Below are 22024 nucleotides of genomic sequence, written 5' to 3'. Positions count from 1 at the left end.
ATACCTGAACAAACCCGGAGGTATTTAAGGTTTTTGATAGTAACAACAACACCCACTCCTGTTAGATTAGTGGAAACCGAAGGCACGGTACAGGAGGCCTTTTGTATGGACCAATCGCAAACCCTAAAAAGCCGGCGGTGGGCTTATACAGGGGAGACGATGCTGAGTGGTATCATCTTCGACGTTGACGAGACCCTCGTTTACTACGAGGGCTACGACCACAGGAAGTGGTTCGAGGAGCTGGTGAAGCCCGAGCTTGAAAGGGCAGGGATTTTCATAGACTACGAGACCTACAGGAAGACCGTAACCGGCGAACTGCCGAGGACGTACGTTAAAAATCTTGGCATAGACCCGGTTGAGATGTGGAAGATAATAGATGGGGTCAACCATAGATACCGGAAGGAGATGCTCAGGCTTGGGAAGGTAAGGCCCTTCCCCGATGTGGACGCGCTCAAAGAGCTCAGAAAGCTGAGCTTAAAGCTCGGTGCGGTTAGCAACGCCACCGAGGAGAACACGAGGCTGGTTCTGAGTGCCTTCGGCCTCGACCGCTATTTTGAGGTCGTTATCGGAAAGGACTACTCCAACCTCGACGGGGTCAAGCCGAGCCCCTACCTCGTAGAGAAGGCCCTGAAGGCCCTCAGTCTGAAGCCGAAGGAGGCCATCATGGTCGGCGACAGCATTCACGATGTTTTGGCCGGAAAGAGGGCCGGTTTAAGGACTGTCAACGTGACGCGCTTTGGAAAGGTTGAGGTGGCCGACTACTACGTGGAAAACCTGTGGGAGCTTGTTGGGCTGGTGAAGAGGATTTTAGGGATTCACTCCCCATAGAACTCCCCTTCGAAGACGTCTATCCCGACTTCAAGGTTCTCCAGCCAGTCGAGGAACTCGCCGACGTGCTTATCCCCGAAGATGGCCCCGTGCTGAGGTGCTATGACCTTTGGTCTGAGCTTTCTAACGTACCTCACCCACGCCCTCAGCGCCTTCGTGGAGCTCATGTACCTTCTGTGGAAGCCCTCCATGTGCTTTACGTGGTCTTTGAAGTCTTCCACGAAGAGGTACCACTCCCCATCTGAAAATGCGGCGGCCCCAATGTCGGAGCTGAAGAGAATTCCACTTCTCTCATCGTAGAAGGAGAAGTTGCCGGGGCTGTGGAGGTAGTGACTCGGGATCGCCCTGATGACAGAGTCGCCGAGCTTGATATCCGTCCCCTTATCCGGGATTCCGATTGTCCTGCCGGAGCTTAAAACCGCGAGGTGGGGTATGAAGCGGACCCAGAGGTCGGAGATGATGAGCTTCGCCAGGGGAGCGTACTCGAACCAGAGGTTTAGTCCGGCCACAACGTCTGGGTCCTGATGGGAGTACATGAGGTACTTTACCTGTGTTGTTGGAACTATTGATGAGATGTTTCTCAGCACGCGGGAGAAGACGAAGAATCCTCCGGGCTCTATCAGAGCCGCCTCTTTTCCATCTACGACAAGGTACTGGTTTGTGAGAATCCCTCTTTCATCCTCGCTCTCCTCTATTCCAAGCCAGAACACTTTATGTCCCCCGTCGTCATAGAGTGGGTAGCTGTTCATGTTCCTTATCATTTAAACACCTCCAACTGGAACCCAAACGTTAACCATATAAGCCCCCCTGATTCCAGCCGCCATATCAAAGGCAGCTCGGGCATCTTCGTCGTTCTTCACTTTCACTGCCTTCACGCCCTCTTGGGTTCTGTGCTCTATAGCCAGCACCCTGCTGCCGTCGAGGAGGACCTTGAAGGAGCTAGTTCCGTCGCTGGTTATTCCTGAGACGTAGAGGATTCTATCCGGCATGGTGGTCCTGAGTTCACTTACAAGACCTAAGAGTCCCCCCTCGCCGAGGATGTGAAGCCCGCTGTGGATCATTCTGGACTTGGAGAGGAAGTTTGCAACGCTCATTGGGTCGGCAAAGTCCACGTTTGCTGCTGTACTACCCCGGGCTCTTGAGTAAGTTTGAATCTGTTCCTGAACGGGCCTGTTCTCAGCGAGTTCCTTGAGAATCGAACCTATGCTCTCAACAAAGTTCTGGAGTGTCTTTCCAAGCCAGAACTCGCCTTTTCCTTTATAAGACAGCTCAAGGACGGCGCTGATTTCTTTCTGCCACTCTTTCAGCGTAACCACGAGGGCTATATGCCCCTTTGCACCCCTTCCGTCGTATATGTGACTGTTGTAATCGGCGTGATGATCAAACCGGTAAACATCCCTAAACCTGAATAAGAACCTGGGCATCATGATCTCAACTTTTAGGCCCTCCTTCATGCTTACCCTCACCACGTAGGGCCAGTTTGTAATGAACGAGGGAGCGTCGTTGAGGACAGATTCCACAGCCTCTTTTGGGGCGTTGATGGAAATGCTTGAGTTTTTCCGTTTCATCTCGCATTCCTCAGAGCGTTGGTGAGCTTCATGTATATCCCCTCGAGCCCGTCTTGAGGGTTAGCGGATATTATAAAATAGACGTCGCTACCGTCCTTAAAGACGAGCTCCTCCTCTTCTGTGTGGAGCACCACCTTGATTTCGAGTCCCGAGACATTGCCCCCAACAAAAGAGGCCCTGCCGACTATGTGGGGAATTCCAAGGGAGGTGTCTCCAGTGATGGCGCCCCACACCCGCTGGAGCTCTTCAAAGGGGTCTAATCTCCAGCTTTTAAAAGCGGTCGTTTTGTCGTTTTTTATCAGCATCATCTCACCTTCAAACTTTTGTATGATGTTCAGTAAATTGGGTTCGTTATATAAACATTTTGGTTTGTTAGATGCCCATTTCTATGTTGACAATGAAGATATAGAAATTTAAGTTGCTCCAGAATAGGGTTTGAAATTAAAACAGCCACAAGTTAAATAAGGTGAGGGAGTAAGTTATGTGAGGTGTAACGATGGAAGCTGGCTTCAGGTGCGAAAGGTGCGGCGCGCCGCTCGAGGTGTCGCCGGAGACGATAGTTGCGATATGCCCCTACTGCGGCTTTCCCAACCACATAAGCGGGAACCTGAAAACCGAGGGCATCTTCATAGTTCCATCGATAAACAAGAACGCCATAGCAAAGGCCTTCTGGGAGCACGTTGAGAATGACTTCGATCTCAGGAGAATAAAGGACGACCTTCAGATCGTAGAGGTGGAGGGCCACTACGCCCCCTACTGGAGCGGTATCGTCCACGTTTACGGAACGGTTCGTTATATGAGGCGGGAGCAGGAGTGCCACACAGACTCCAAAGGAAACACCCGCTGCCACACGGTTGAGAGGCACTACACGGAGAGGGTGAACGAGAACATGCACCTGCTTGGCTCGGCGAGAAGGCAGATCAAGAGCCTCGGCGTGGACGACCTCATAAAGCACTTCTCCAAGACCAAGCCAGAGGGAAAGAGGCTCCTCGACCTCGACGAGGACGAATGGAGTAAGGTCAAGCTTGAGATACTCAACACGGAGATGGACGAAAGGCACGCCAAGCTCATGATGAGGGAGGATGCCGTCGACATAGTGAGGAACCGCTTCCTCGACAAGTCGGACAGGATAGAGCTCTTCGACATCCACACTGACGAGCCTAAGGACGTTAAGCTGCTCCTTCTCCCGATGTGGACTGTCTACTACAAGTACCGCAACTCCATATTTCAAGCCGTCTTCGCGGGCTGGGACGGAAAGAGGGTAGCCGCGACCGAGCCCATGAACGTCTTCAGAAGGGCGGAGTACATGACGGGAGCAGGGATAGGCGTTCTCCTCGGCTCCTTTGGTGCGGCGTTCACAGGCAATCTCATAGGCGCGGCCATCCTCATGGCCGTCGGAGGAGGACTCGGCTGGTTCTTCGGGAGCAGAGTCCTCGAAGGGCAGAGGGTCGAGAGGGGTGGCTGAGATGGAGGTTCAATGTCCAACCTGCTCGGCCAAGTTTAAGGTTCCAGATACCGTTAGCGTAGTCACCTGCCCCTACTGCGGAACGACCTTCCACGTCCACACGGGAGAGGAGGCTAAGGAAGAGCACTACTTCTTCCCGCCGATGAAGGAAGACCCTGCAGGAAAGCTCCTGAAGTTCCTTTCGAGGCAGTACGGCGCTCCCGCTGACATAGTTGACGCCAAGATACTTGAGAAGAAACTCCACTGGGTTCCGGTTTACTTCTTCTACCTCCACGGAAAGGCCAGCGAAACCGTTGAGGAGGTTGAGTTCCTCGGCATTCCCGCGGGTTCACCCCTGAAGACACTTCTAATGGACTATCCCTTCCCGGTCAGGGGAAAGAGGTTCTTCGATGAGGCTATGGGGAAGAAGGGGACCTACCACGAGCCCGAGATGAAGAGGGAGGAAGCCGAGGCGATAGCCCGGTCGAGGCTTGAGAACGCTCTGAAAAAAGAAGCCAGTGAGGAGAGCTCCTACCTCGGAAAACCAGAGCTTGAGGTCAAGTTCCAGGGGCTCGTTCACTATCCCATCTGGGGGATAGCCTACGAGTACGGCGGGGAAACCTTCAGGGGCAACTACGTTGACGGAACCGACGGCAGGATCATAAGAGCTGTTTACCCGCTCATGAGCGAAGCAAGGAAGAAAGCGACACTCCTCGGCTCGGGAGTTATAGGCGCTGGAGTTATTCTCGGGCTCATAGCCTCTGCCCTCTACTCCAACGCGTGGGGGATAATAGGCGGTCTCGTCTCAGGAATAGCAGCAGGAGCGGGGATATTCTCGAAGGGCTCGGTCAAAAGAAGAACCGTCAGTGAGGTAATGAGGGTTAAGAGGGGCAACGTCTACTTTAAGAAGGTGTGAGGTGGTAATATGGGTAAGGAAACAAAGCTTTTGGAGAAGCTTGAGCTTGTTATTCCCGGCTTCCACGGCTACAAGAAAAAGGAACTCTTGAGGGAGGACGACAGGCTCGTCCGCGGAAAGGTTGCCGATCTGCTGGTTCAGGCAAGGAAAGAGATTGAAAGGGCCCTGCAGAGGTGCGCGATGCTCAACTGCTCCCAGTTGGTCGCGATGGACTCGCTCAGGAAAAAGCTCGTCGGCCTTGAGGGCAGGGTGAGGCACGCGGAAGCGGGTTACGCAGGCTACTTCGACAGGGTTAAGATAAGGGAGAAGGAGATTGGAGCGTTAATAGAGTACGACGCTAAGGTGATAGAGCTGGCCGAGGAAATAGTCAGCAAGGCGAAATCACTTAGCGGTGAGGTCGTCAATCCGCAGGCTTTGGGGCTTTCCGTCCTTGAGCTCGACGATAAGCTGAGGGCCCTTGAGGAGGCTTTAGACAAAAGGATGAGCGTCGTGGTGGGTGAGTGAGATGGTGCAGGTTATTGAATGGGTCAATCCTGGTGAAGACGAGATAATCTGGCGCTATCCAAACGAGGTAATAAAGTGGGGAGCTCAGTTAATAGTCCACGAGTACGAGGTAGCGGTCTTCATGCGCGACGGCAAGGTCTACGACGTCTTCGGCCCCGGGAGGCACACGCTGACGACGCAGAACCTTCCGCTTTTATACAAGCTCGTCGGCGGAAGCAACAGCCCCTTCAAAGCTACGGTGATTTTCGTCAGCATGAAGGAGTTCCAGGGTAGATACGGGGGAGAAACACAGACGAGAGAATTAGCTCCGATAAAGTACTACGGCGTCTACTGGTTCAAGGTCGCCGATCCCGTGCTTTTCATCACCGAGGTCGTTGGCGGCCAGAGCCTCTACGACACTCAGGATGTAACCAAGTTCATCAGGGCTTACTTCAACGAGGGCATGATGAAGCACCTCTCGGCTTATTCAATCGTCGACCTCTTCCAGAACCTCGACATGGTCAGCACGCAGGTGAAGGTCAAGCTTATGGAGGACTTCCGCAGATTAGGCCTTGAGCTCGTCGATGTGAAGATTGAAGGTGTCAACACGACCGACGAATGGCGCCAGAGGCTCTTCTGGATAATGCAGACGGGCAACGCCCAGGCTGTAATGCAGCTGGACACGGCAAAGCAGGTGGCAGCTGAACTCGGAAAGAGTGGGAGCGCCTCAGTCGGCACTGGAATGGTTCTCCTCCCACAGCTCATGCAACCGGCTCAGCCCGCTCAACCAGCCCAGCCCTACTCTGGCGGTGGCGTTCCTCCCGCTGGCTACCAGCCCCAAGGGCAGCCCCAACAGTCCCAGAATGCCGCCCCAGCCCAGAACCAGGAGCAGGAGATATGCCCCTACTGCGGAAAGCCGATTCCCAAGGGAGCGCGCTTCTGTCCCTACTGCGGGCATGAGATTAAGCGCTGTCCCAACGGCCACATAGTTCCCGAGGGCGCGAAGTTCTGCCCGGTGTGCGGTGCAAAGATAGAGTGAGCATTCATCCGGGCTTTTTCTTTACTTTTAACTCGCCCTTGAGTTTAAGGTACTCTTCCTTTGTAAGCGGAAAGTTCTTCGCGGCCTTTAGGAAGGAATTAACGAGCCTGACCTGTTGCCTGAATATGTCATCGGGGTTTTCCTTCAACTTTTTGACGTAAAGTCTTATGAAGGCCAGCCTTTCGTCCATATCCCTTTTAGAAAGGGAGGTCAACCTTGAGCCTTTTTGCATAGTCATAAAGGAGCCTCCGGTCAAGGTTGTCCTTGAAAAGTTCGTAGAGGAAAACCGCATCTTCTATATCCTTATCACTTCCGAGGTATAGCTTGTACGCTATTTGAAGTTCCATGGGTGAGATGTAGATTTTATTCCCATTGAGCACGGCAGGAATGCGCATCTTTAGGGCTTCTTTATGAAAGGTATCCTTCGGAAACTTTATTTCTGCATTTGGAATTATCTCATCCTTTCTCGCCATCCTAATCCCCATCTTTTGCTGAAGCATCTCATAGAGGCCATTGCAATCCTCTGGATTCAGGAACTCGAATCTTCTTTCCAGCGCCTCCATGCACATCGTTTTAAAGTTGTCCCTGGAGAGGGGTTCAATAACAAAATCAACGTCCTCGGTGCCTCTTGAACGTCCCAGGAGTATTGTGACGTATCCACTTACTATGACGTATCTTGTGTATTTTCCAATTAATTTGGCCACATCCAAAACGAAGTAATCTAAATCGCTAAGCTCCCTTGAGATGATGATTTTGCCTTCCTTAACTTCAATTCCCATTGCCATTCCCATCAAAAACTCTGGGTCTTTCCTTATTTATCCTTTTGCCCGGAAGGCGAAGGGAATAAAATTAAAGACGGATTCAAAGCCCAAATTTCTCTCCGATGTAAGTCCTTATCAGCTCCTTCGTCGCAAGCAGGCCTTTAACGTGCGTCCTCTCCATGCCGTGGCTCGCGTGAACCCCCGGCCCTATGAGGGCAACCCTGAAGTCCCAGCCAGCTCTTAAGGCAGCGGAACCGTCGGAGCCGTAGTAGGGGAAGACGTCGACGACGTGTGGAATATCGTTCTTTTCGGCGAGCTCGATGAGCTTGCTCGTCATCTCGTAGTCGTACGGCCCGCTGGAGTCCTTCGCTGCAATCGAGACGGCGGTCTCCTTCCCGGCAACTCCATCTCCGACGACGCCCATGTCGACGACGAGCAGCTCCTTAGTGCTCGGTGGATAGCCTGCTGAACCGCCGTGGCCGACCTCCTCGTAGGGCGAGAAGAAGAACGCCACAGGGAGCTTTTCCAGTTTTTCTGCCCCAAGCTCCAAAAGCAGGTCAATCATAACCGCGACGCTCGCCTTGTCGTCCAAAAAGTGGGCTTTGATGAAGCCGTTAACGTACTCGAACTTCGGGTCGAAGGCTATAAAATCCCCAGGCCTTATTCCAAGCTTCTCGGTGTCCTCCTTCTTTTCGACTTCTGCATCAAGCCTTATGTACATGTTCTCCTCCTTCCGCTCCTTCTTTCCTGCCTCCCTGTTGACGTGAACGCTCGGGTTCTTGATGAGGAGCGTGCCACGATAGCGCTTCCCGGAGCGGGTGATTATCGTGCAGTATTCGCCTTCGAACGTCGGGAGGAGAAGGCCTCCGATACGGGTAAAGCTTAAATGTCCGTCCTGCAGGATTCCCCTCACCATCGCGCCGAGAGTGTCAACGTGGCCCGCTATGACGAGCTCGGGCTCCGGATGGTTGCCCGCTATCAGGGCGCCTTTGTTGGTGTAGTACGTCTTTATTCCAGCTTCGCCGAGCCTCTTCTCGATGTGACTAAGGACTTCCTTTGTGTAGCCCGTCGGCGAGGGTATCTCAAGTATTTCGCGGAGGATTTCGACGACGCGCTCCATAGTACCACCATGCCAGAAATACATTAAGGATTAAAAAGGACATCGCCCGGGACAAAAAGAAAGAGTAGAGCGTCAATCCTTCTTCAACCCCCTTATCTCAAGGTTGTAGAACGTCCCGTCCCTGCTGAGTCCGAGAACCTTTATCCAGTTCCAGTCCCCCCTGTAGTCGGCGTAGAACTTCACCAGAGGAACTCCAAGGCTGTAGCTCTTCACGGGCTTGAAGACGTAGTTCTCCTTTTCATCGTCCCAGACGTAGTCGTAGACTAAAAGGTTGCCGTCAATGGTGGAGAGGATTACGTACGGCTCCTGCGAGTTCGGTCCGTACATTCCAATCACGTTCCTAACCTTCACCGGGGAGTTTACTGAAACCTGAATCTTATGCGCATCGTGGTTGTAGTCAACTTCGAGCTGGTGGAGAGTGTTTCCATAGTAGGCAACCAAACTGCCGATTCCCCAGTAGTGAATCGCACCCACGAACTTCACGTAGGTTCTAAGGACGGGGTAAACACTGGCGTCGTCTCCGTAGCGCCCGTTTGGCTTGGGAACGATGTAGAGTCCGTCCGCCGTTCTGACAACTATGAAGTCGTCATCAAGGTACGGGTTGACCTCGATTATGTTGCTTGGGAACCTGTATTCGTGAGGCTCAACGCGGATTTCCTCGCCCCTATCCCACATCTCGTAGTGCTGGTCACTAGTGTAGGCGTACACCCTCATGGTTCTGCCGTTCCATGCGATGTACTCGTTGTCCCCTTTGTCGATGACTACTCCCGTAGCGTCGAAATCGTAAATCACGTGGGCTTTGAAGGTGTGGACTGTTACGCCGTTGACCTCAGTTTCGCCTCCGTAACCAACGAGAACGTGGAGCTTTCCATCTTTACCTGCGAACAGGTAGTCGTCCCCGTTGGGAACGCCGTAGAAGGCCTTCGGCTCCTCGGGAAGAAGGTCGGGCGTGGGCATCTCTATCTCCGGAGTCGAAGACTCTCCACTCCAGTAGTCGGAATCATAGGGGTATACCCTGAGCACGTACTTCTCGATTATCTGATAGAGGTAGCCATCGTCTCCGTAGGGGAAGTACTCCAAATGGCCTTTCTTTGGGGTGAGCCTGAGGCCGAAGTAGCGGTAATCGCCCTTTGTGAAGTTGAGTCCCCGCACTTCAAAGGTCTCCCCGAGGCCCTGAGCCGTTTCTGGGGCACTCTGGGTTGTCGTGCTCGTTGATGTTTGCGTTTCGGTCGAAGGCCCTGAACTCTGGGTCGAAGTCCGCGTTCCAGTGCTTTCATCGCTCAGCTTTTTCCCAACGCTGAAGGTGTGTTCTCCCCTGATCTCGGAAGTTTTAACGACGATATGGGCGAAGCCGTTCCTCCATGCGACCCCCATTTCAAGCGTGTCCTCATCGGGCTGGACAACTTTCACATCGAGGATCTCCTCTGGGAAGGTAATCGTCCCGACGTGGTGGTAGGCGCTGTCCTCTCCAAGCTCGTAGATTTCGAGCCTGTTTTTGTAGGAGAGGGCAAGGTAGAACCAGCCAACCGAGGCCGAGGAGGGCTTTTCCTCAACCTTCAGGGGCTCGCTCACGTAGAGGGCTTTGTCGTCCCAGTCGTAGTAGGCAGAGATTACCTCATTGGAGTCGCTTGAGTAGGCAACCACGCTCCCGACGTCGTCGTGGTCGTTTGAGATTATCTCCCAGCTCCCATCTCCTAAACCCGAGTCATGGGTGTTTAGGTCAGGGTCAACGTAGTAGAACCCGCAGGTCGTTCCAAGGTAGAACCCCGCAATGCCCTCATCTCTAAAGCCGGGGTGCATGGAGAGAATTGGACAGTCGAAGGTGTACTCCTCGCTCTCGGCTTCACCGTTCTCGAAGGTCGTGACGGTGAGGTTCTCCTCAATGGAGGTCACTATCGCCACTTTTCCCCCGATCCTCGTTACCGCATAGGCCATGGCTCCTTTCTTCTCCCTGTACTTGTTGAGAGAGCGCGTGTAGATGCGAACCACCCCGTTTTCCCAGCCAAGGTACCTGTCCTCATCGAACCTCACGAAGTCGAAGAGGTCGCCGACAACCCTTCCGCTCTCGGTATAGACTCCTTTATCGCTGAGTTCGAAGTAGTAGAAGTTATCCCCAACCTGAAAGACGACGTTTTTTGCCGAGATTTCATCGGAAGAGGCCTCCAAGTTGGCGCTCGTCTTGGCGAATCTTGCCGGTCTCTCTATCAGCAGAACATTCACCTCGGCGTTTGTTCCAGATAGTGAACCCGTGTGAACCGAATAGGCAAGCTCCTCCGTCGGTTCGAGGTTAAGGTTATGGTACGCCCAGGGTTCGGCCTCCTCTGTCTGGGGCGGGGCGGTCGTTGAGCTGGAAGGACTAGAGGAACTCGTTTGGCCTGTTCCCCCCATACAGCCGGCTGAAATGACCACAAACAATAAAGCCAAAGCAAGGAGGAAACGCCTCAACGTATCACCCCCGAGCGAACCTTTTTGGATTTTCCCAATCACCTCCAGAAAAAAGAAAGGGTCACAGGCTCATCCGAACTCGTAGCCGTAGCCAAGAACGGTGAAGCCATAGGCCCTGCAGTAGTACTCGTTGCAGGCCTTAACGGTTACGTGGTAGGCCGTCTTCTCCCTCCTCGCCCTCATTTCCGCCTCGTTGGCGTACTGGACGGCTTTCTCTGTGATGTAGTCGAAGGTTTTATCGACCAGCTGCTCCTTCACCCAGTCCAGTAGGCCCTTCTTGAAGGCCTCTTTGTCAAAGCGAACCGAGTCTGGAGTTTCCACCCCTTCCGTCTCCGGCATTTCCTCTTCCTCTGGAATGAAGGCCTCAACGCCGCCAACGATGGTCTTCACGCCCTTAGCTAAGGCCACCATCCCGTAGGTTATCTTCGCCCCCAAACTCTTCGCCTCGACCATCTTAGCCGTGAGAACCCCTATGTCCTTGCCCGTCCTGAGGACTTCAACGCTGTTTTCGTATTTGGTGTAGATAACGCCGACGTTTTCCCCGGGAAGTGTGTATCGCCTTGGAATCAGCCTGATGTAGAAGTGCTTAACCGGCCTCGTCGAGCCGAAGTCTATGATCCTCTTGGGCTTTCCGTTGATTAAAGCTCCCGGCGCGCTTATGGTGACGTTCTTGCAGTGGTGGCACTCGAAGTAGAGGAGTCCAACGTCGGTGCTGTTGAGCCACTCCGAGCTTACGAGCTTTACTTCGGGCTTTGCCTTGTACTTTGCCTCAATGTTGAACTCGTAGGTGTAGGACTTCTCTTCGTTCCCGTCGGAGAAGGTGAGCTCCACATTGAACGAGACAAAGGCAAAGCCAATCTTCGTGACGTTCGGCAGGTTGAGCGTGTATTCGGTTCCGCTTACCTTCTCCAGCCTGTCCCTGTCGTCCCCTCCCAGCGAGACGCCGGTGAGATGGTATTCCTTCTCCTTCCCATCGGGGAACGCTACCGTTATCGGCTCGGCTTTTATCTCAAAGCTGACCGAGTCACTGTCAACGACTACCGTGATAAAGTTATCGGGCTCGATTCTCTTTCCATCGAGGAAAAACTCAACGTGCCTGTGGACCTTTGGCCTCGGCGTTTCCTTAATTGCCGTGTCCACCTTCTTGTACTCGGGCTTTTCTGCGCTGGGTGGCGAGGAGGGCTTTGAGTTTGGATCGTTCGGATCGCTTCCCGCTTTGACCTCCTCAAAATCCGTAAAGCCGTCCCCGTCGGTGTCCTGAGCGAGGGGATTCGTGCCGTACCAGAAGAGCTCCTGCCAGTCGGTAAGGCCGTCGCCGTCAGTATCTGGGTTTGCTGGATCGGTCTTCGAGCGGTTTTCAACGGAATCGGTGACGCCGTCCTTGTCGCAGTCCAGAGCGAAGGCGCAGGCGTCCTCCTCTATCAGGCCGTCCCCGTCGAAGTCGTAATGGGCCGGAACCGCATCGCTCCCGTCGAGGATTCCATCTCCGTCTGTGTCTGGATTCGTTGGGTCGAGGATTATCGGGTTTCCTTCAAGGAGGTACGTGGCGTTGCTCTCGCGGTTGTAGGAGGTGTAGAGATAATCGAAGTGTAGCTCTTCGTAGTCGGTCAGGCCATCACCATCGGTGTCTGGATTCGTTGGGTCTGTAGCGGGTAGGATAAAGCACACCTGACCATCGTGTTCAAAGGTCTTTCCTCTGAAAACGTCCTCTGGAATGCTATAACGAACGCTCAAACTTTTCTCATCAGGGGAACAGAAGAGACTCCTTCCCCACCTGGCCTGGATGGTATAGTACTCAAGGTATTCTAAGAGGTTCATTTCCGTCTCACTTACTCCGTCCCAGATTTTCGTTTCTTTGAGGTCCTCTGGTAGCCACGATGGAACTCCACCACCCAGTTCCATCTCTACCAGCTCTGGCATAATCTCCTCTATGTCTCTCAGACCGTCGCCATCGGTATCCCTGTTGAAGGGGTTACTGCCGAGCTTGAGCTCCCAGCCGTCCCAGAGGCCGTCTCCATCGGTGTCTCTGGCGTAGACGAGCGTTCCCAGTTCCAGCTCTTCCCTGTCGCTTAGACCGTCGCCGTCGCAGTCTGAACTGAGGAAGCAGAGGTAGTAGGGGGTGTTGAAGAGCGGACTCGGGGCGGGCCACTCCTCGGCGTTGTAAACCCGCGCATCGGCCGGATACCTCCCATCGTAGCGGTAAAGCTCCTCGCCGTCCGGAATCCCGTCGTCGTCCCAGTCAGGGTTCGTGTAAAAGGGTTTATCCTCATTGCCAAAGAGGTATGTGAGAACTCTCGCTTCGTAGTAGTCGTCCAGCCCGTCGCCATCGGTGTCTGGATTGGTAGGGTCGCTGGGAACCCCTTTCTCCACTCCCTGAACGAGGTATCTGCCTGTCAGCTCGTTGTAGTCGGTAAAGCCGTCCCCATCGGTGTCGTAGCTTACCGGACTCGTCCCGTACTTGAAGACCTCCTCGCCGTCGGTTAAATGATCCACATCGCTGTCCGGCCGATTGGGGTCGCTTCCATAGTAGAACTCAAGTCCGTCACTCAACCCATCGCCGTCGCTGTCTGGGTCGTTGGGTAAAGTCCCGTGAGAACGCTCGAATGCATCGCTCAGCCCATCGCCGTCCGTGTCGAGGTTCTCCGGGTTCGTCCCGTTGTCACTGGAGAGGGCCTGTGGGATTGCAAACAGCGAAAGCACTAAAATCCCCATTAGCAGGAGCGGAGCGAGCTTCATCCTTCCACCTCCGTCCAGACTATCTTGCATCTGTCTCCTGAGAGAAACGTGACGTAGTCCCTCTCAATGCCCATCTCTCTGCTGTCCTTGACGATAACAGCTGAATAGTGGTATTTGCAGGCCACGAGCTTCGTACTTACTGGAAAGCACTCCAGGTTTTCAACCTTCAGGTCTTTGAAGTCAACCGCTTCATAGAGAGCTTCGTGGAGTTCTACCAGAGAACTTTCGTCAACCACCGAAAGGTCAAAGAATCCCGAGATGTTCTCCTCGTTCTTGACCGCGCTGTAGTAGCCTTCTATGACCGACGGCGCTTTGTCGGAGCACTCCCAGACGGAATCTGGAACGAGAGAGGCGTTTATCGCAACCGTGCGGTTGAGCAGTCTGTAGGTCTGGACTCCGGTTGGATGCTGAACGATCCTCGTCGAGGTTTCCCCGGTTTCCGTTGTTGTCTGAGAAGGCCCAGTTCCGGAGGGAGGTGTTGTGTGTGAGGTCTTTGCTGGGGAAGCATGGGAAGTTGATGTCCCTGTTCCCTGGCTGATGCAGCCGGTGGCCATAACGAGGAGGACGAGCACGACAACGAGAAAAAGCCTTCCCGGCTTCACTTCCACTACCTCCGGCACTTATCCCTTCTCAAACCTCTCAAGAAAGTCCCCGTGCTTTTCAACCAGCTTCTCGTACTGGGCCTCGCTCAGATGAATCCACAGTTCGAAGGTAGGGTCGACTCTCTCCCTTCTGGTCTCGTAAACGCCCTCGTCTTCGCTCTCTTCGTAGTACCAGATTTCAATCTTCTCCCACCTCCCTTCTCCCTCCCTGCGGACTTTGTCTATCTCGTAAGCCTGACCTTCCCTCTTGAAGCTGAAGTAAACGCTTCCCGCTTTTCTAAGCTTCTCCCAGTTGTCTGCAAGCTCTGCCGCGGTCATCTTGAAGTGCCTCTTCTTGAGGTGCTTAGAGGCGGAGCTGAGTCCGGACTTCAGCTTTCCAAACAGACCCATACCCACACCCCGCGGGAGTATTAACTGTTATTGGAGGTGGAACCTTATTAGGATTTTCTTAGGGCATCCGAATTCCTAACCCGTGAAGAACCTGAGGCTGGTGAAGAATAAGAGAACGAGAAGGCTCAGAACAACGGTTACCGCTATCCCCTCTCCAGCTTTGAGCCTGTAGTGGGCGAGGAGGACGTTGGCCATTATCGCTGGGGGCATCGCGGACTCGACGAGGACGGCGTAGTAGGTATTCCCGGCGCTCCTGAGGGTGAAGATGACGAAGAGGAATGGAAGGACGCTCCTGAAGAGGCCGACCTCAAGAAGGTGCCTGAGCCTGAACTCGCGGAGGTCTATTATCGTACCGAAGTATATGAGGAGAAGCGGAATGCTCCACCAGCCAACGGCCTTGACCGGCTCGAGGAACCAGCTGGGTAGTTTAATGCCCGAAACTACCAACGCTAAGGCCAGAAGGTTCGCCGCCGTCGGCGGAAACTTGAGGGCCTTGATGAGGCTTTTCCGTATCGAGGCCTTTCCGCTGGAGTAGTGGGCCGCTATGAAGCTCGCCAGCGGGAGAACTATGAGGCTGTTGGTTGTGGAGTAGAGTATGGCCGGCGTTATATCATCGAGGAAGAGGCTCGCTATCGGGAAGCCCATCGCGGCGGTGTTGGGATAAACCGAGAGCACCATTAAGGCCCCTGCCCAGCGCTCGTCCCTCACGAAAAAGCGGGCGTAGAGGTAGGAGAAGCCGAGGCAGAGGGCTATTATGAGGATCACGTAGATGAAGACGAGCTTTATGCTGATTAAATAGCCTAAATCCTTGCTCGCAACGTTCCCGAAGACGAAGAGCGTAAGGAGAACCCGCGTGGACAGAATATTCAGCCAGTGGAAGGGCCTCTCGTTCCCAACCAGCCACTTTAAAACGTAGCCAGCCACAATGAGCGCGAGCATCTCGTAGATGTTCATGGTTTAACTGAAGGTCTCAGCGTTTAAAAGGGTGTCGAGACTCGGAACAGGAGCATCAGCGTAGCCCGTTTAAAGGGCTTGAACGTGTTTCTCGATGTGGTTATTCTGCGCCCACATTGAGTGCCCAAAGGCCTCGTTGGCAATTTTTAGTCGCTGGCGTATTCTCTCCACGGCGATTTTCGCAACCCTTTCATCAACCCCTTCTGAAACCTTCACCAGTATTTCGCTCAGGTGTGGAAATAAAGCCGAAGCGAATAACAAACCTTCCAATTCACCCAAGGCCTCCTCATGGAGTGGCAACCGATAAACTTTTATATACCTTTACACCCAATTAGGTACAGAAAATTGTACTACAAAAATCTGTACCCGGTGGTAGCATGGACGAGCTAAGGGCCCAACTTGAGGAGCTGAAGAAGCGCCTTGAACTGCTTGAGGAGAACATAGATCCTGTTGACGAGGTCATGCTCTCGATAAAGGCCCGCCTGAGGAGGAAGCTTGAGGGCGGAAAGTTGCCAGAACTCGACGAGGAGAAAGCGGCAAAGACCCTCAAGGCCCTCGCAAACCCGGACAGGATAAGGATACTCAAGATGCTCTCCGAGAGGCCGATGGGCTTCAAGGAGATTAAGGAGGCTTTGGGCGTTGAGAGCCCTACTGTTTCCCACCATTTGAAGCTCCTCACGAAGACGGGAATGGTGAGGAAGGGTGAGGGATACGAGATCTCTCCAAACGGACGTTTGTTTTTGCGTTTGCTCGAGATAATTACCGCCCTTGAGGAGGTGGAAGAATGAGCTACCCATTCGTTTACGACAGTCCGCGCTTTAGAATTGCGGACTACTTGAAGAAGTTCACCGCGGTGCTCCTGATAGTATGGCTCTTCAAAGGTTACCTAGGACTGGAGAACTACAACGAGTACTTGGTTTACGCGATAATAGCCCTCATATTCGCCTTCGAACTGCTGAGCGTTGGCAAATGGTTCGGCGTCACCATCAGCGGAGTAATCTTCGCGTTTTCCAAGGCCTTCCTCTGGACGAGCGTTTTCTTTTACTTCGGGGGCTGGCTTGGAATACCGTCAAAGCTCCACGGGATGGCTGGAAGGGCCTTCGCCTACTCGGTTGTGCTGGCAATAGCCGGCCTCCTCCTCGGAAGGGCCGAGAAGAGTAGGTTTGACTGGAAGGTAGAGAAGAAGGCCTACGAGTTCAGCGGTGCCGACTTCGGCGATGTAATATTGAGGGGAAACGGAAAAGCCTATCCAGTAAAGTTCGGCGGAAAGATGGTCGGATGGGTTATAGACGGAACCGTCGAGGTTGAGGCGGGGACACCACTTGGAAAGATAAGGAAAGTCCTCTCAAGTCCAGTAGCCGTGTGGGGCGAGCTGGAAGTTGGGAAGAAAGTTAAAGCCGACGAGGCCTTTGTCGAGACGGCATCGAGATTAATCAACCCGGACAGGCTTTACGGGAAGGCCAGGAAAGGTTCAATGGCCGTTGACCTTGGAATAATCAAGGTTTACGAGGGAGAGGACTTTGAGTACGTGAAGTTGCCCTTCATCGAGGTCATTGAGACACCCACCGGTCAGGAGGTCAAGGTTGGGCCGATACACGTCCACGAAGGCAGGGTTAAGAAACCGGAGAGGATGCTTACTATCAAGGAGCTCCGCAACGGATTCCAGCTCACAAAAGTTGGAGACAGGTTGAAAATTCAGACTGAGGAGTTCTCGATTGAAGTCGAAGGCAACAGGGTCACCTACAGGAGCGGAGATGAGACGTTGAGTCTGGGCGATTCCGTATCGCTCCGCTCGGGAGACGTTTCCGTCACTGTTGGGAAAGGCAGGGCGAAGATACGCATCGAGGACGTCGTAATCTCGGCCAGAGACGGCACAGTCAGGATAAGGACGGGAGGAAAGACCTATACCATAGAGGACGAGCGGGCTTACAAGCTCGTCGTGAGGAAGGCAAAGGAGATAGTTGAGGAGCAGAGCGCCGGCCTCATCGAAGGTTTGGGCGTTGACAGGACGCTCCTGAACAAGCGCGTGAAGGAACTCATTGACGAGCTGATGGACTACTTGGGGTGAGGGGGATGAAACCCGAGAGAGCCAGAACAGTTGGGTGGGGGAGAGGGCCCCTCTTTGACTTCACCTCGGAGGGATGGCTGTGAGGTTTGAGGGCATCGAGGAGGTCTGGATGAAGCTCGTGGACGCGGACGTTGAGGTGGTACCCACTGAAGATGGGACGGTTCATGTTGATGCCGAGCCCGAGAACGCGTTCACCGTGAAAAGGGATGGGACTATCCTTAAGGTGCTGACATCGACCCGCTGGAAGCTCAGGAACCTGCCGGTGAAGGAGAAGGAGCGCGCCAGATTAGCCCTGCGTGTTCCTGGAGATGTGAGGGTCAGCGGGGGTATGAAGAGGGCTTCTCTCAAAGCGAGGAGAATCAGGTTCGATTCCCTTGCAATCGGTGAAGCCACCGCCCAACTTGAGGAATGCGGTGTCAATAGTCTCGGAGTTGCCACAGCAAGGGTTGAGGGCTCGTTGTACGTAACGGAAGACACCCAAGTGGCCGTTTCGATGGGGAGCCTTGAGCTCAAGGTACTGGAGCTTGAGGGAAGCCTCGACCTCTCGACGGTGATGGGTTCAATAGTCCTGAAACTTCCGGAGGACTGCGATGCGGTGATAGAAACCGTCCAGCAGGGCGGAGAGGTTGTTGTAAACCCTGAAAGGCTCCTCGGGAGCGGAGAACACAGGGTAAGGATTTCCAGCGTGAGGGGAGCCGTTATTGTTGACCTGTGGGGGGAGGGGGATGAGGTTTGAAAACGTCCGGGAAATCAGGGTGAAGGCCATCAACGGCCTGATTAGCCTTGAAGTCTGGGAAAACGACTACGCAGAGGTAAACTACACCCTTCACGGCGATGTTGACGTCGTTCTCGAACAGAACGGGGACGTCTTGAGGGTAGAGGAAAGGCCAAAGAAAAGATTTCGCCTCTTTGGAGGTAGAGAGGGCTGGGCCGATATTGATGTGAGAGTGCCAAAAAGGGCCATCGTCTGGGCTAAAAACATCAATGGGGAGATTAAAGCCAATGGCATCCGCTTCACGAACGTCACGACAGTCAACGGGGAAATCGAACTTAGAGAGTGTGAGGCAGAGCTCATAAAGACGGTCAACGGTGAGATAAGGGTGCACATGCTGGTTGGCCCGCGGAAGGTCTCGACGGTCAACGGTGAGATAGAACTGACGGTTGAAGAGCTCGACGACGATATGAACGTAAACTCAATGAACGGCGACGTGACGCTTCGTCTCACGGACTTCTGCGATGCAAGGGTTAGGGCAAAAAGCGTGAACGGTGACGTTCGGTTCATCGGCATAGATCCAGCGAACCCGGTCGTAGGGGCGGGGACCTTTGAGGTGGAAGTTAGCACGGTGAACGGGGACGTGAGAGTAGAGCTGACCTGATTTTCACATTTTAGAATTATGCGATTGTCGAATTGGCTAATCAAGGAGGCTGAGGAATGCTCGGCAGGAACTTCTGGCTCTTCGCTGTGGGCCGCTTTATCAGCCAGCTCGGCTGGGCGGTTCAGGATGTGGCTTTGCCGCTCTACGTCCTTGATAAAACGCACAGCGGAGGTATGATGACGGCCTTCATCCTGGCCGAAGTTGTTCCCGTTCTCATCGTAATGCCGTTCGCCGGAGTTATCGGGGACAGGTACAACAGAAAATGGCTGATGGTTGGTTTTGACCTCGCGAGGGGTCTTCTCCTGTTTGGCATTCTCGCGTTCCATCTCCTCGGCGTCTACCAGCTTCTCCTCGTCCAGGTTGTGATGGGGACGATGAGCGCTTTCTTCGGCGCGGCAACGAACGCGATGTTCCCGGATCTCGTTGAGCCGGACGAGCTTGAGCGGGCCAACTCCATAGCGGGCTCCTCCAACATACTCGCCAGGCTCATAGGCCCCGCCCTTGGAGGCATGATCTACGCCGCTGGCGGCATTGCACTGGCCCTCCTCGTGAACGCGGTGAGCTTCTTTGGCTCGGGCCTCTTCGAGACCCTCATCGAGTACGAGTGGGAAGTCAGGGAGCTTGAAAGCGCCTCCCAGGTCGTAAGGGACATAAAAGAGGGCCTGCATTTCCTTCGTTCCAACCGCTACTTGATGACGATAATGACGTTTGCCCTGTTCATGGCCGCGCTGGGCCAGCCTTTTGGGGCGGTTGTAATGCCCTACGCCTTCAGGGTGGTTCTTAGGTTTTCCAGCCAGCAGTTCGGACTGCTCGAGAGCTTCTTCATGGGCGGCATGCTCGTGGGGAACATGATAATAGCCCTGAAAGTGGGGAAGAAGGCAGGTAGATTCCTCTTTACCGCCCTGTTCCTCAGCGGTTTGATGATTTTGGCGTTCGTGTGGGTAATCAGCCCCCTTGCCAGTCTAACGAGACATCAGGCCTTCATAACCCTCGCAGCCATTGGAGCGGCCTGGGGTGCCGGTGAGGCCTTCGTTAACGTGCCCCTCAACTCAAAAATCCAGAGGGCGATCCCCACCGAACTCAGGGGCAGGGTCATGTCGGCCCTCATAGTGTTGATGAATGCCTCAGGCCCCTTAGGCCTTCTGGCAGCCGGCCCGCTCCTCGACCGCTATCCAGCCTGGCTGGTCTCCCTCGGCCTCTGGACTGGTATGGGTGCTGTGGTTTTCTACTACTGGGCCAGGCACAGGGACGTCCTGACCGGAGAAGTCGAGAATGCCCCGGGGACAGTTAGAGGCAGTCCATCGCCTGGTAGTTAAGTTTTTAAATCGACCCCCCGAGATAGGGACGGGACTCGTGAGGTCTCCCCCTAAATGGCGGGTTCCCCGCCGGAGGAGGCCGAGGTTCGAAAGATTTAAAAAGCCGTCCTAGTCAATCGGACTAGACAAAAGTACGGAGGTGTTTGAAAATGGCAAAGGAGAAGCCACACGTTAATATAGTCTTTATCGGCCACGTCGACCACGGCAAGAGCACCACCATCGGAAGGCTGCTCTTCGACACCGCGAACATACCGGAGAACATCATCAAGAAGTTCGAGCAGATGGGTGAGAAGGGCAAGTCCTTCAAGTTCGCCTGGGTCATGGACAGACTCAAGGAGGAGCGCGAGAGGGGTATCACCATCGACGTCGCCCACACCAAGTTCGAGACCCCGCACAGGTACATCACCATCATCGACGCCCCGGGCCACAGGGACTTCGTTAAGAACATGATCACCGGTGCCAGCCAGGCCGATGCTGCTGTTCTCGTCGTCGCGGTCACCGACGGCGTCATGCCCCAGACCAAGGAGCACGCCTTCCTCGCGAGGACCCTCGGCATCGGCCACATAATCGTCGCCATCAACAAGATGGACATGGTGAACTACGACCAGAAGAAGTTCGAGCAGGTCGCGAACCAGGTCAAGAAGCTCCTTCAGATGCTCGGCTACAAGAACTTCCCGATAATACCCATCAGCGCCTGGGAGGGTGACAACGTCGTCAAGAAGAGCGACAAGACCCCCTGGTACAAGGGTCCAACCCTGATCGAGGCCCTCGACCAGATCCCGGAGCCGCCGAAGCCGACCGACAAGCCGCTCCGCATTCCGATCCAGGACGTCTACTCCATCAAGGGCGTCGGTACCGTTCCAGTCGGCCGTGTCGAGACCGGTGTCCTCAAGGTTGGCGACGTGGTCATCTTCGAGCCCGCCAGCACGATCTTCCACAAGCCGATCCAGGGCGAGGTCAAGTCCATCGAGATGCACCACGAGCCCATGCAGCAGGCCCTTCCGGGTGACAACATCGGCTTCAACGTCCGCGGTGTAGGCAAGAACGACATAAAGCGCGGTGACGTCGCCGGCCACACCAACACCCCGCCGACCGTGGTTAGACCGAAGGACACCTTCAAGGCCCAGATCATCGTCCTCAACCACCCGACTGCCATAACCGTCGGCTACACCCCAGTGCTCCACGCCCACACCACCCAGGTCGCGGTCAGGTTCGAGCAGCTCCTCGCTAAGCTCGACCCGAGGACTGGAAACATCGTCGAGGAGAACCCGCAGTTCATCAAGACCGGTGACTCAGCAATCGTCATCCTCAGGCCGACCAAGGCGATGGTAATCGAGCCGGTCAAGGAGATACCCCAGATGGGCCGCTTCGCCATCCGCGACATGGGGCAGACCGTCGCGGCCGGTATGGTCATCTCCATCCAGAAGGCCGAGTGAAGGCCTTTCTTTTTAATTCCTGACTTTTGGGAGGGAAGGGAATGCAGAAGGCAAGGATCAAACTTGCGAGCACGGACATTAAGGCCCTCAACGAGGTCACCGACCAGATCAAGCAGATCGCCGAGAGGACCGGCGTTAGGATGAGCGGGCCGATACCTCTTCCAACGAAGAGGATAAGGATAACCACGAGGAAGAGCCCGGACGGTGAAGGAACCGCAACCTTCGACAAGTTCGAGCTCCGCGTTCACAAGAGGCTCATGGACATCGAGGCCGACGAGAGGGCGATGCGCCAGATCATGCGCATCCGCGTTCCGGAAGACGTTACGATTGAGATCGAGCTCATATCCTGATTTCCTTTTATGCGCCGGGGTAGCCTAGCCTGGGAAGGCGCGGGCCTGGAGAGTCCGTGGGCGTTAGCCCGCCAGGGTTCAAATCCCTGCCCCGGCGCCAAAATCCTTCTGCCCTTCTACATTCGGCCAGGACCTTTACAAAAGTAAAGGTTGATGTGGCCGGGAGGAAAACTTTATAACTCCCGTCCCCAA

The 22024-nt window shown here is 54.4% G+C and carries 24 protein-coding genes and 1 tRNA gene; 13 read left to right on the top strand and 12 right to left on the bottom strand.

Features of this window, described 5'->3' with window-relative positions:
• Positions 1-159 precede the first annotated feature (159 nt).
• The gene (locus MVB78_RS06995; RefSeq protein ID WP_297489722.1) at positions 160-828 is read left to right on the top strand and encodes an HAD family hydrolase; all 669 of its coding nucleotides are present in this window, start codon (positions 160-162) and stop codon (positions 826-828) included.
• Here MVB78_RS06995 and MVB78_RS06990 read toward each other — a convergent pair.
• Genes MVB78_RS06990 through MVB78_RS06980 form a run of 3 tightly spaced genes read right to left on the bottom strand, consistent with a single transcriptional unit; the run spans position 816 to position 2701 of the window.
• Entirely contained in the window at positions 816-1589 is a 774-nt protein-coding gene (locus MVB78_RS06990) for an MBL fold metallo-hydrolase (RefSeq protein WP_297489720.1), read from the bottom strand. The genes MVB78_RS06995 and MVB78_RS06990 overlap by 13 nt on opposite strands.
• A complete protein-coding gene (locus tag MVB78_RS06985) occupies positions 1590-2396 on the bottom strand; it encodes a hypothetical protein (protein WP_297489717.1) in 807 nt (268 codons plus the stop codon). It abuts the gene before it with no gap.
• Entirely contained in the window at positions 2393-2701 is a 309-nt protein-coding gene (locus MVB78_RS06980) for a hypothetical protein (protein WP_297489715.1), read from the bottom strand. Before MVB78_RS06980 ends, MVB78_RS06985 begins: the two co-directional genes overlap by 4 nt.
• Before the next feature lie 191 nt (positions 2702-2892).
• Between MVB78_RS06980 and MVB78_RS06975 the strand changes: the two genes are divergently transcribed.
• From MVB78_RS06975 to MVB78_RS06960, 4 genes are read left to right on the top strand one after another with little or no spacing between them, the layout of a single operon-like run.
• Complete coding sequence (locus MVB78_RS06975) at positions 2893-3861, top strand: hypothetical protein (protein WP_297489713.1); 969 nt, start codon at positions 2893-2895, stop codon at positions 3859-3861.
• A 1-nt stretch (position 3862) separates the two neighbouring features.
• Positions 3863-4756, top strand: coding sequence for a hypothetical protein (locus MVB78_RS06970; protein WP_297489711.1), 894 nt, complete (start codon positions 3863-3865; stop codon positions 4754-4756).
• 9 nt (positions 4757-4765) lie between these two features.
• Positions 4766-5260 carry a hypothetical protein gene (locus MVB78_RS06965; RefSeq protein ID WP_297489710.1) on the top strand — a complete coding sequence of 165 codons (495 nt, stop codon included), beginning with the start codon at positions 4766-4768 and terminating at the stop codon, positions 5258-5260.
• A 1-nt stretch (position 5261) separates the two neighbouring features.
• Entirely contained in the window at positions 5262-6278 is a 1017-nt protein-coding gene (locus tag MVB78_RS06960) for an SPFH domain-containing protein (protein WP_297489755.1), read from the top strand.
• 4 nt (positions 6279-6282) lie between these two features.
• Here MVB78_RS06960 and MVB78_RS06955 read toward each other — a convergent pair whose 3' ends face one another.
• The 9 genes from MVB78_RS06955 to MVB78_RS06915 form a co-directional block, all read right to left on the bottom strand.
• A complete protein-coding gene (locus MVB78_RS06955; protein WP_297489708.1) occupies positions 6283-6468 on the bottom strand; it encodes a hypothetical protein in 186 nt (61 codons plus the stop codon).
• A gap of 7 nt (positions 6469-6475) precedes the next feature.
• A complete protein-coding gene (locus MVB78_RS06950; RefSeq protein WP_297489706.1) occupies positions 6476-7069 on the bottom strand; it encodes a hypothetical protein in 594 nt (197 codons plus the stop codon).
• A gap of 70 nt (positions 7070-7139) precedes the next feature.
• Positions 7140-8159 (bottom strand): M42 family metallopeptidase, encoded by a 1020-nt coding sequence (locus tag MVB78_RS06945; RefSeq protein ID WP_297489704.1) that lies wholly within the window; start codon positions 8157-8159, stop codon positions 7140-7142.
• Between the two features lie 72 nt (positions 8160-8231).
• Entirely contained in the window at positions 8232-10604 is a 2373-nt protein-coding gene (locus MVB78_RS06940) for a hypothetical protein (protein ID WP_297489702.1), read from the bottom strand.
• Positions 10605-10673: 69 nt separating this feature from the next.
• Positions 10674-13340 carry a calcium-binding protein gene (locus MVB78_RS06935; RefSeq protein WP_297489700.1) on the bottom strand — a complete coding sequence of 889 codons (2667 nt, stop codon included), beginning with the start codon at positions 13338-13340 and terminating at the stop codon, positions 10674-10676.
• Positions 13337-13960, bottom strand: coding sequence for a hypothetical protein (locus MVB78_RS06930; RefSeq protein ID WP_297489698.1), 624 nt, complete (start codon positions 13958-13960; stop codon positions 13337-13339). The genes MVB78_RS06935 and MVB78_RS06930 overlap by 4 nt, the downstream gene beginning before the upstream one ends.
• Entirely contained in the window at positions 13961-14332 is a 372-nt protein-coding gene (locus MVB78_RS06925) for a hypothetical protein (RefSeq protein ID WP_297489696.1), read from the bottom strand.
• Positions 14333-14407: 75 nt separating this feature from the next.
• The gene (locus MVB78_RS06920; protein ID WP_297489694.1) at positions 14408-15286 is read right to left on the bottom strand and encodes an AEC family transporter; all 879 of its coding nucleotides are present in this window, start codon (positions 15284-15286) and stop codon (positions 14408-14410) included.
• Between the two features lie 69 nt (positions 15287-15355).
• A complete protein-coding gene (locus tag MVB78_RS06915) occupies positions 15356-15565 on the bottom strand; it encodes a hypothetical protein (protein ID WP_297489693.1) in 210 nt (69 codons plus the stop codon).
• Positions 15566-15663: 98 nt separating this feature from the next.
• On the opposite strand from MVB78_RS06915, the gene MVB78_RS06910 reads away from it, so the two are divergent.
• The 8 genes from MVB78_RS06910 to MVB78_RS06875 all read left to right on the top strand — a co-directional run bounded on the left by MVB78_RS06910 (position 15664) and on the right by MVB78_RS06875 (position 21932).
• Positions 15664-16074, top strand: a complete 411-nt coding sequence (locus MVB78_RS06910; protein ID WP_297489691.1) for a helix-turn-helix transcriptional regulator — start codon at positions 15664-15666, stop codon at positions 16072-16074.
• Positions 16071-17354, top strand: coding sequence for a hypothetical protein (locus MVB78_RS06905; protein ID WP_297489688.1), 1284 nt, complete (start codon positions 16071-16073; stop codon positions 17352-17354). The genes MVB78_RS06910 and MVB78_RS06905 overlap by 4 nt, the downstream gene beginning before the upstream one ends.
• 73 nt (positions 17355-17427) lie before the next feature.
• Positions 17428-18090, top strand: a complete 663-nt coding sequence (locus tag MVB78_RS06900) for a hypothetical protein (RefSeq protein ID WP_297489686.1) — start codon at positions 17428-17430, stop codon at positions 18088-18090.
• Positions 18080-18730, top strand: coding sequence for a DUF4097 family beta strand repeat-containing protein (locus MVB78_RS06895; protein WP_297489684.1), 651 nt, complete (start codon positions 18080-18082; stop codon positions 18728-18730). Before MVB78_RS06900 ends, MVB78_RS06895 begins: the two co-directional genes overlap by 11 nt.
• A gap of 56 nt (positions 18731-18786) precedes the next feature.
• On the top strand, positions 18787-20046 hold the full coding sequence (locus MVB78_RS06890) for an MFS transporter (protein ID WP_297489682.1): 1260 nt from the start codon (positions 18787-18789) through the stop codon (positions 20044-20046).
• 149 nt (positions 20047-20195) lie between these two features.
• Positions 20196-21482, top strand: coding sequence for a translation elongation factor EF-1 subunit alpha (gene tuf, locus MVB78_RS06885; protein WP_297489680.1), 1287 nt, complete (start codon positions 20196-20198; stop codon positions 21480-21482).
• A gap of 41 nt (positions 21483-21523) precedes the next feature.
• Positions 21524-21832, top strand: a complete 309-nt coding sequence (gene rpsJ, locus MVB78_RS06880; protein ID WP_297489678.1) for a 30S ribosomal protein S10 — start codon at positions 21524-21526, stop codon at positions 21830-21832.
• Positions 21833-21845: 13 nt separating this feature from the next.
• Positions 21846-21932, top strand: a tRNA-Ser gene (locus MVB78_RS06875).
• Positions 21933-22024: the final 92 nt, after the last annotated feature.

Origin of the sequence: Thermococcus sp. (genome assembly GCF_026991495.1) — an archaeon.
GTDB lineage: Archaea > Methanobacteriota_B > Thermococci > Thermococcales > Thermococcaceae > Thermococcus.
Note: the sequence above shows the minus strand (reverse complement) of the source record. Positions and strands in the feature narration are given on the sequence as shown.

Excerpts from the sequence above, each read along its gene's own strand:
- MVB78_RS06895 (WP_297489684.1), top strand. The coding sequence starts at position 18,080 with ATGAGGTTTGAAAACGTCCGGGAAATCAGGGTGAAGGCCATCAACGGC.
- MVB78_RS06985 (WP_297489717.1), bottom strand. The coding sequence starts at position 2,396 with ATGAAACGGAAAAACTCAAGCATTTCCATCAACGCCCCAAAAGAGGCT.
- MVB78_RS06945 (WP_297489704.1), bottom strand. The coding sequence starts at position 8,159 with ATGGAGCGCGTCGTCGAAATCCTCCGCGAAATACTTGAGATACCCTCG.
- MVB78_RS06970 (WP_297489711.1), top strand. The coding sequence starts at position 3,863 with ATGGAGGTTCAATGTCCAACCTGCTCGGCCAAGTTTAAGGTTCCAGAT.
- MVB78_RS06955 (WP_297489708.1), bottom strand. The coding sequence starts at position 6,468 with ATGGACGAAAGGCTGGCCTTCATAAGACTTTACGTCAAAAAGTTGAAG.
- MVB78_RS06905 (WP_297489688.1), top strand. The coding sequence starts at position 16,071 with ATGAGCTACCCATTCGTTTACGACAGTCCGCGCTTTAGAATTGCGGAC.
- MVB78_RS06900 (WP_297489686.1), top strand. The coding sequence starts at position 17,428 with ATGGCTGTGAGGTTTGAGGGCATCGAGGAGGTCTGGATGAAGCTCGTG.
- MVB78_RS06910 (WP_297489691.1), top strand. The coding sequence starts at position 15,664 with ATGGACGAGCTAAGGGCCCAACTTGAGGAGCTGAAGAAGCGCCTTGAA.
- MVB78_RS06965 (WP_297489710.1), top strand. The coding sequence starts at position 4,766 with ATGGGTAAGGAAACAAAGCTTTTGGAGAAGCTTGAGCTTGTTATTCCC.
- MVB78_RS06975 (WP_297489713.1), top strand. The coding sequence starts at position 2,893 with ATGGAAGCTGGCTTCAGGTGCGAAAGGTGCGGCGCGCCGCTCGAGGTG.
- MVB78_RS06890 (WP_297489682.1), top strand. The coding sequence starts at position 18,787 with ATGCTCGGCAGGAACTTCTGGCTCTTCGCTGTGGGCCGCTTTATCAGC.
- tuf (WP_297489680.1), top strand. The coding sequence starts at position 20,196 with ATGGCAAAGGAGAAGCCACACGTTAATATAGTCTTTATCGGCCACGTC.
- MVB78_RS06980 (WP_297489715.1), bottom strand. The coding sequence starts at position 2,701 with ATGCTGATAAAAAACGACAAAACGACCGCTTTTAAAAGCTGGAGATTA.
- MVB78_RS06995 (WP_297489722.1), top strand. The coding sequence starts at position 160 with ATGCTGAGTGGTATCATCTTCGACGTTGACGAGACCCTCGTTTACTAC.
- MVB78_RS06935 (WP_297489700.1), bottom strand. The coding sequence starts at position 13,340 with ATGAAGCTCGCTCCGCTCCTGCTAATGGGGATTTTAGTGCTTTCGCTG.
- MVB78_RS06920 (WP_297489694.1), bottom strand. The coding sequence starts at position 15,286 with ATGAACATCTACGAGATGCTCGCGCTCATTGTGGCTGGCTACGTTTTA.
- rpsJ (WP_297489678.1), top strand. The coding sequence starts at position 21,524 with ATGCAGAAGGCAAGGATCAAACTTGCGAGCACGGACATTAAGGCCCTC.
- MVB78_RS06990 (WP_297489720.1), bottom strand. The coding sequence starts at position 1,589 with ATGATAAGGAACATGAACAGCTACCCACTCTATGACGACGGGGGACAT.
- MVB78_RS06950 (WP_297489706.1), bottom strand. The coding sequence starts at position 7,069 with ATGGGAATGGCAATGGGAATTGAAGTTAAGGAAGGCAAAATCATCATC.
- MVB78_RS06925 (WP_297489696.1), bottom strand. The coding sequence starts at position 14,332 with ATGGGTCTGTTTGGAAAGCTGAAGTCCGGACTCAGCTCCGCCTCTAAG.
- MVB78_RS06960 (WP_297489755.1), top strand. The coding sequence starts at position 5,262 with ATGGTGCAGGTTATTGAATGGGTCAATCCTGGTGAAGACGAGATAATC.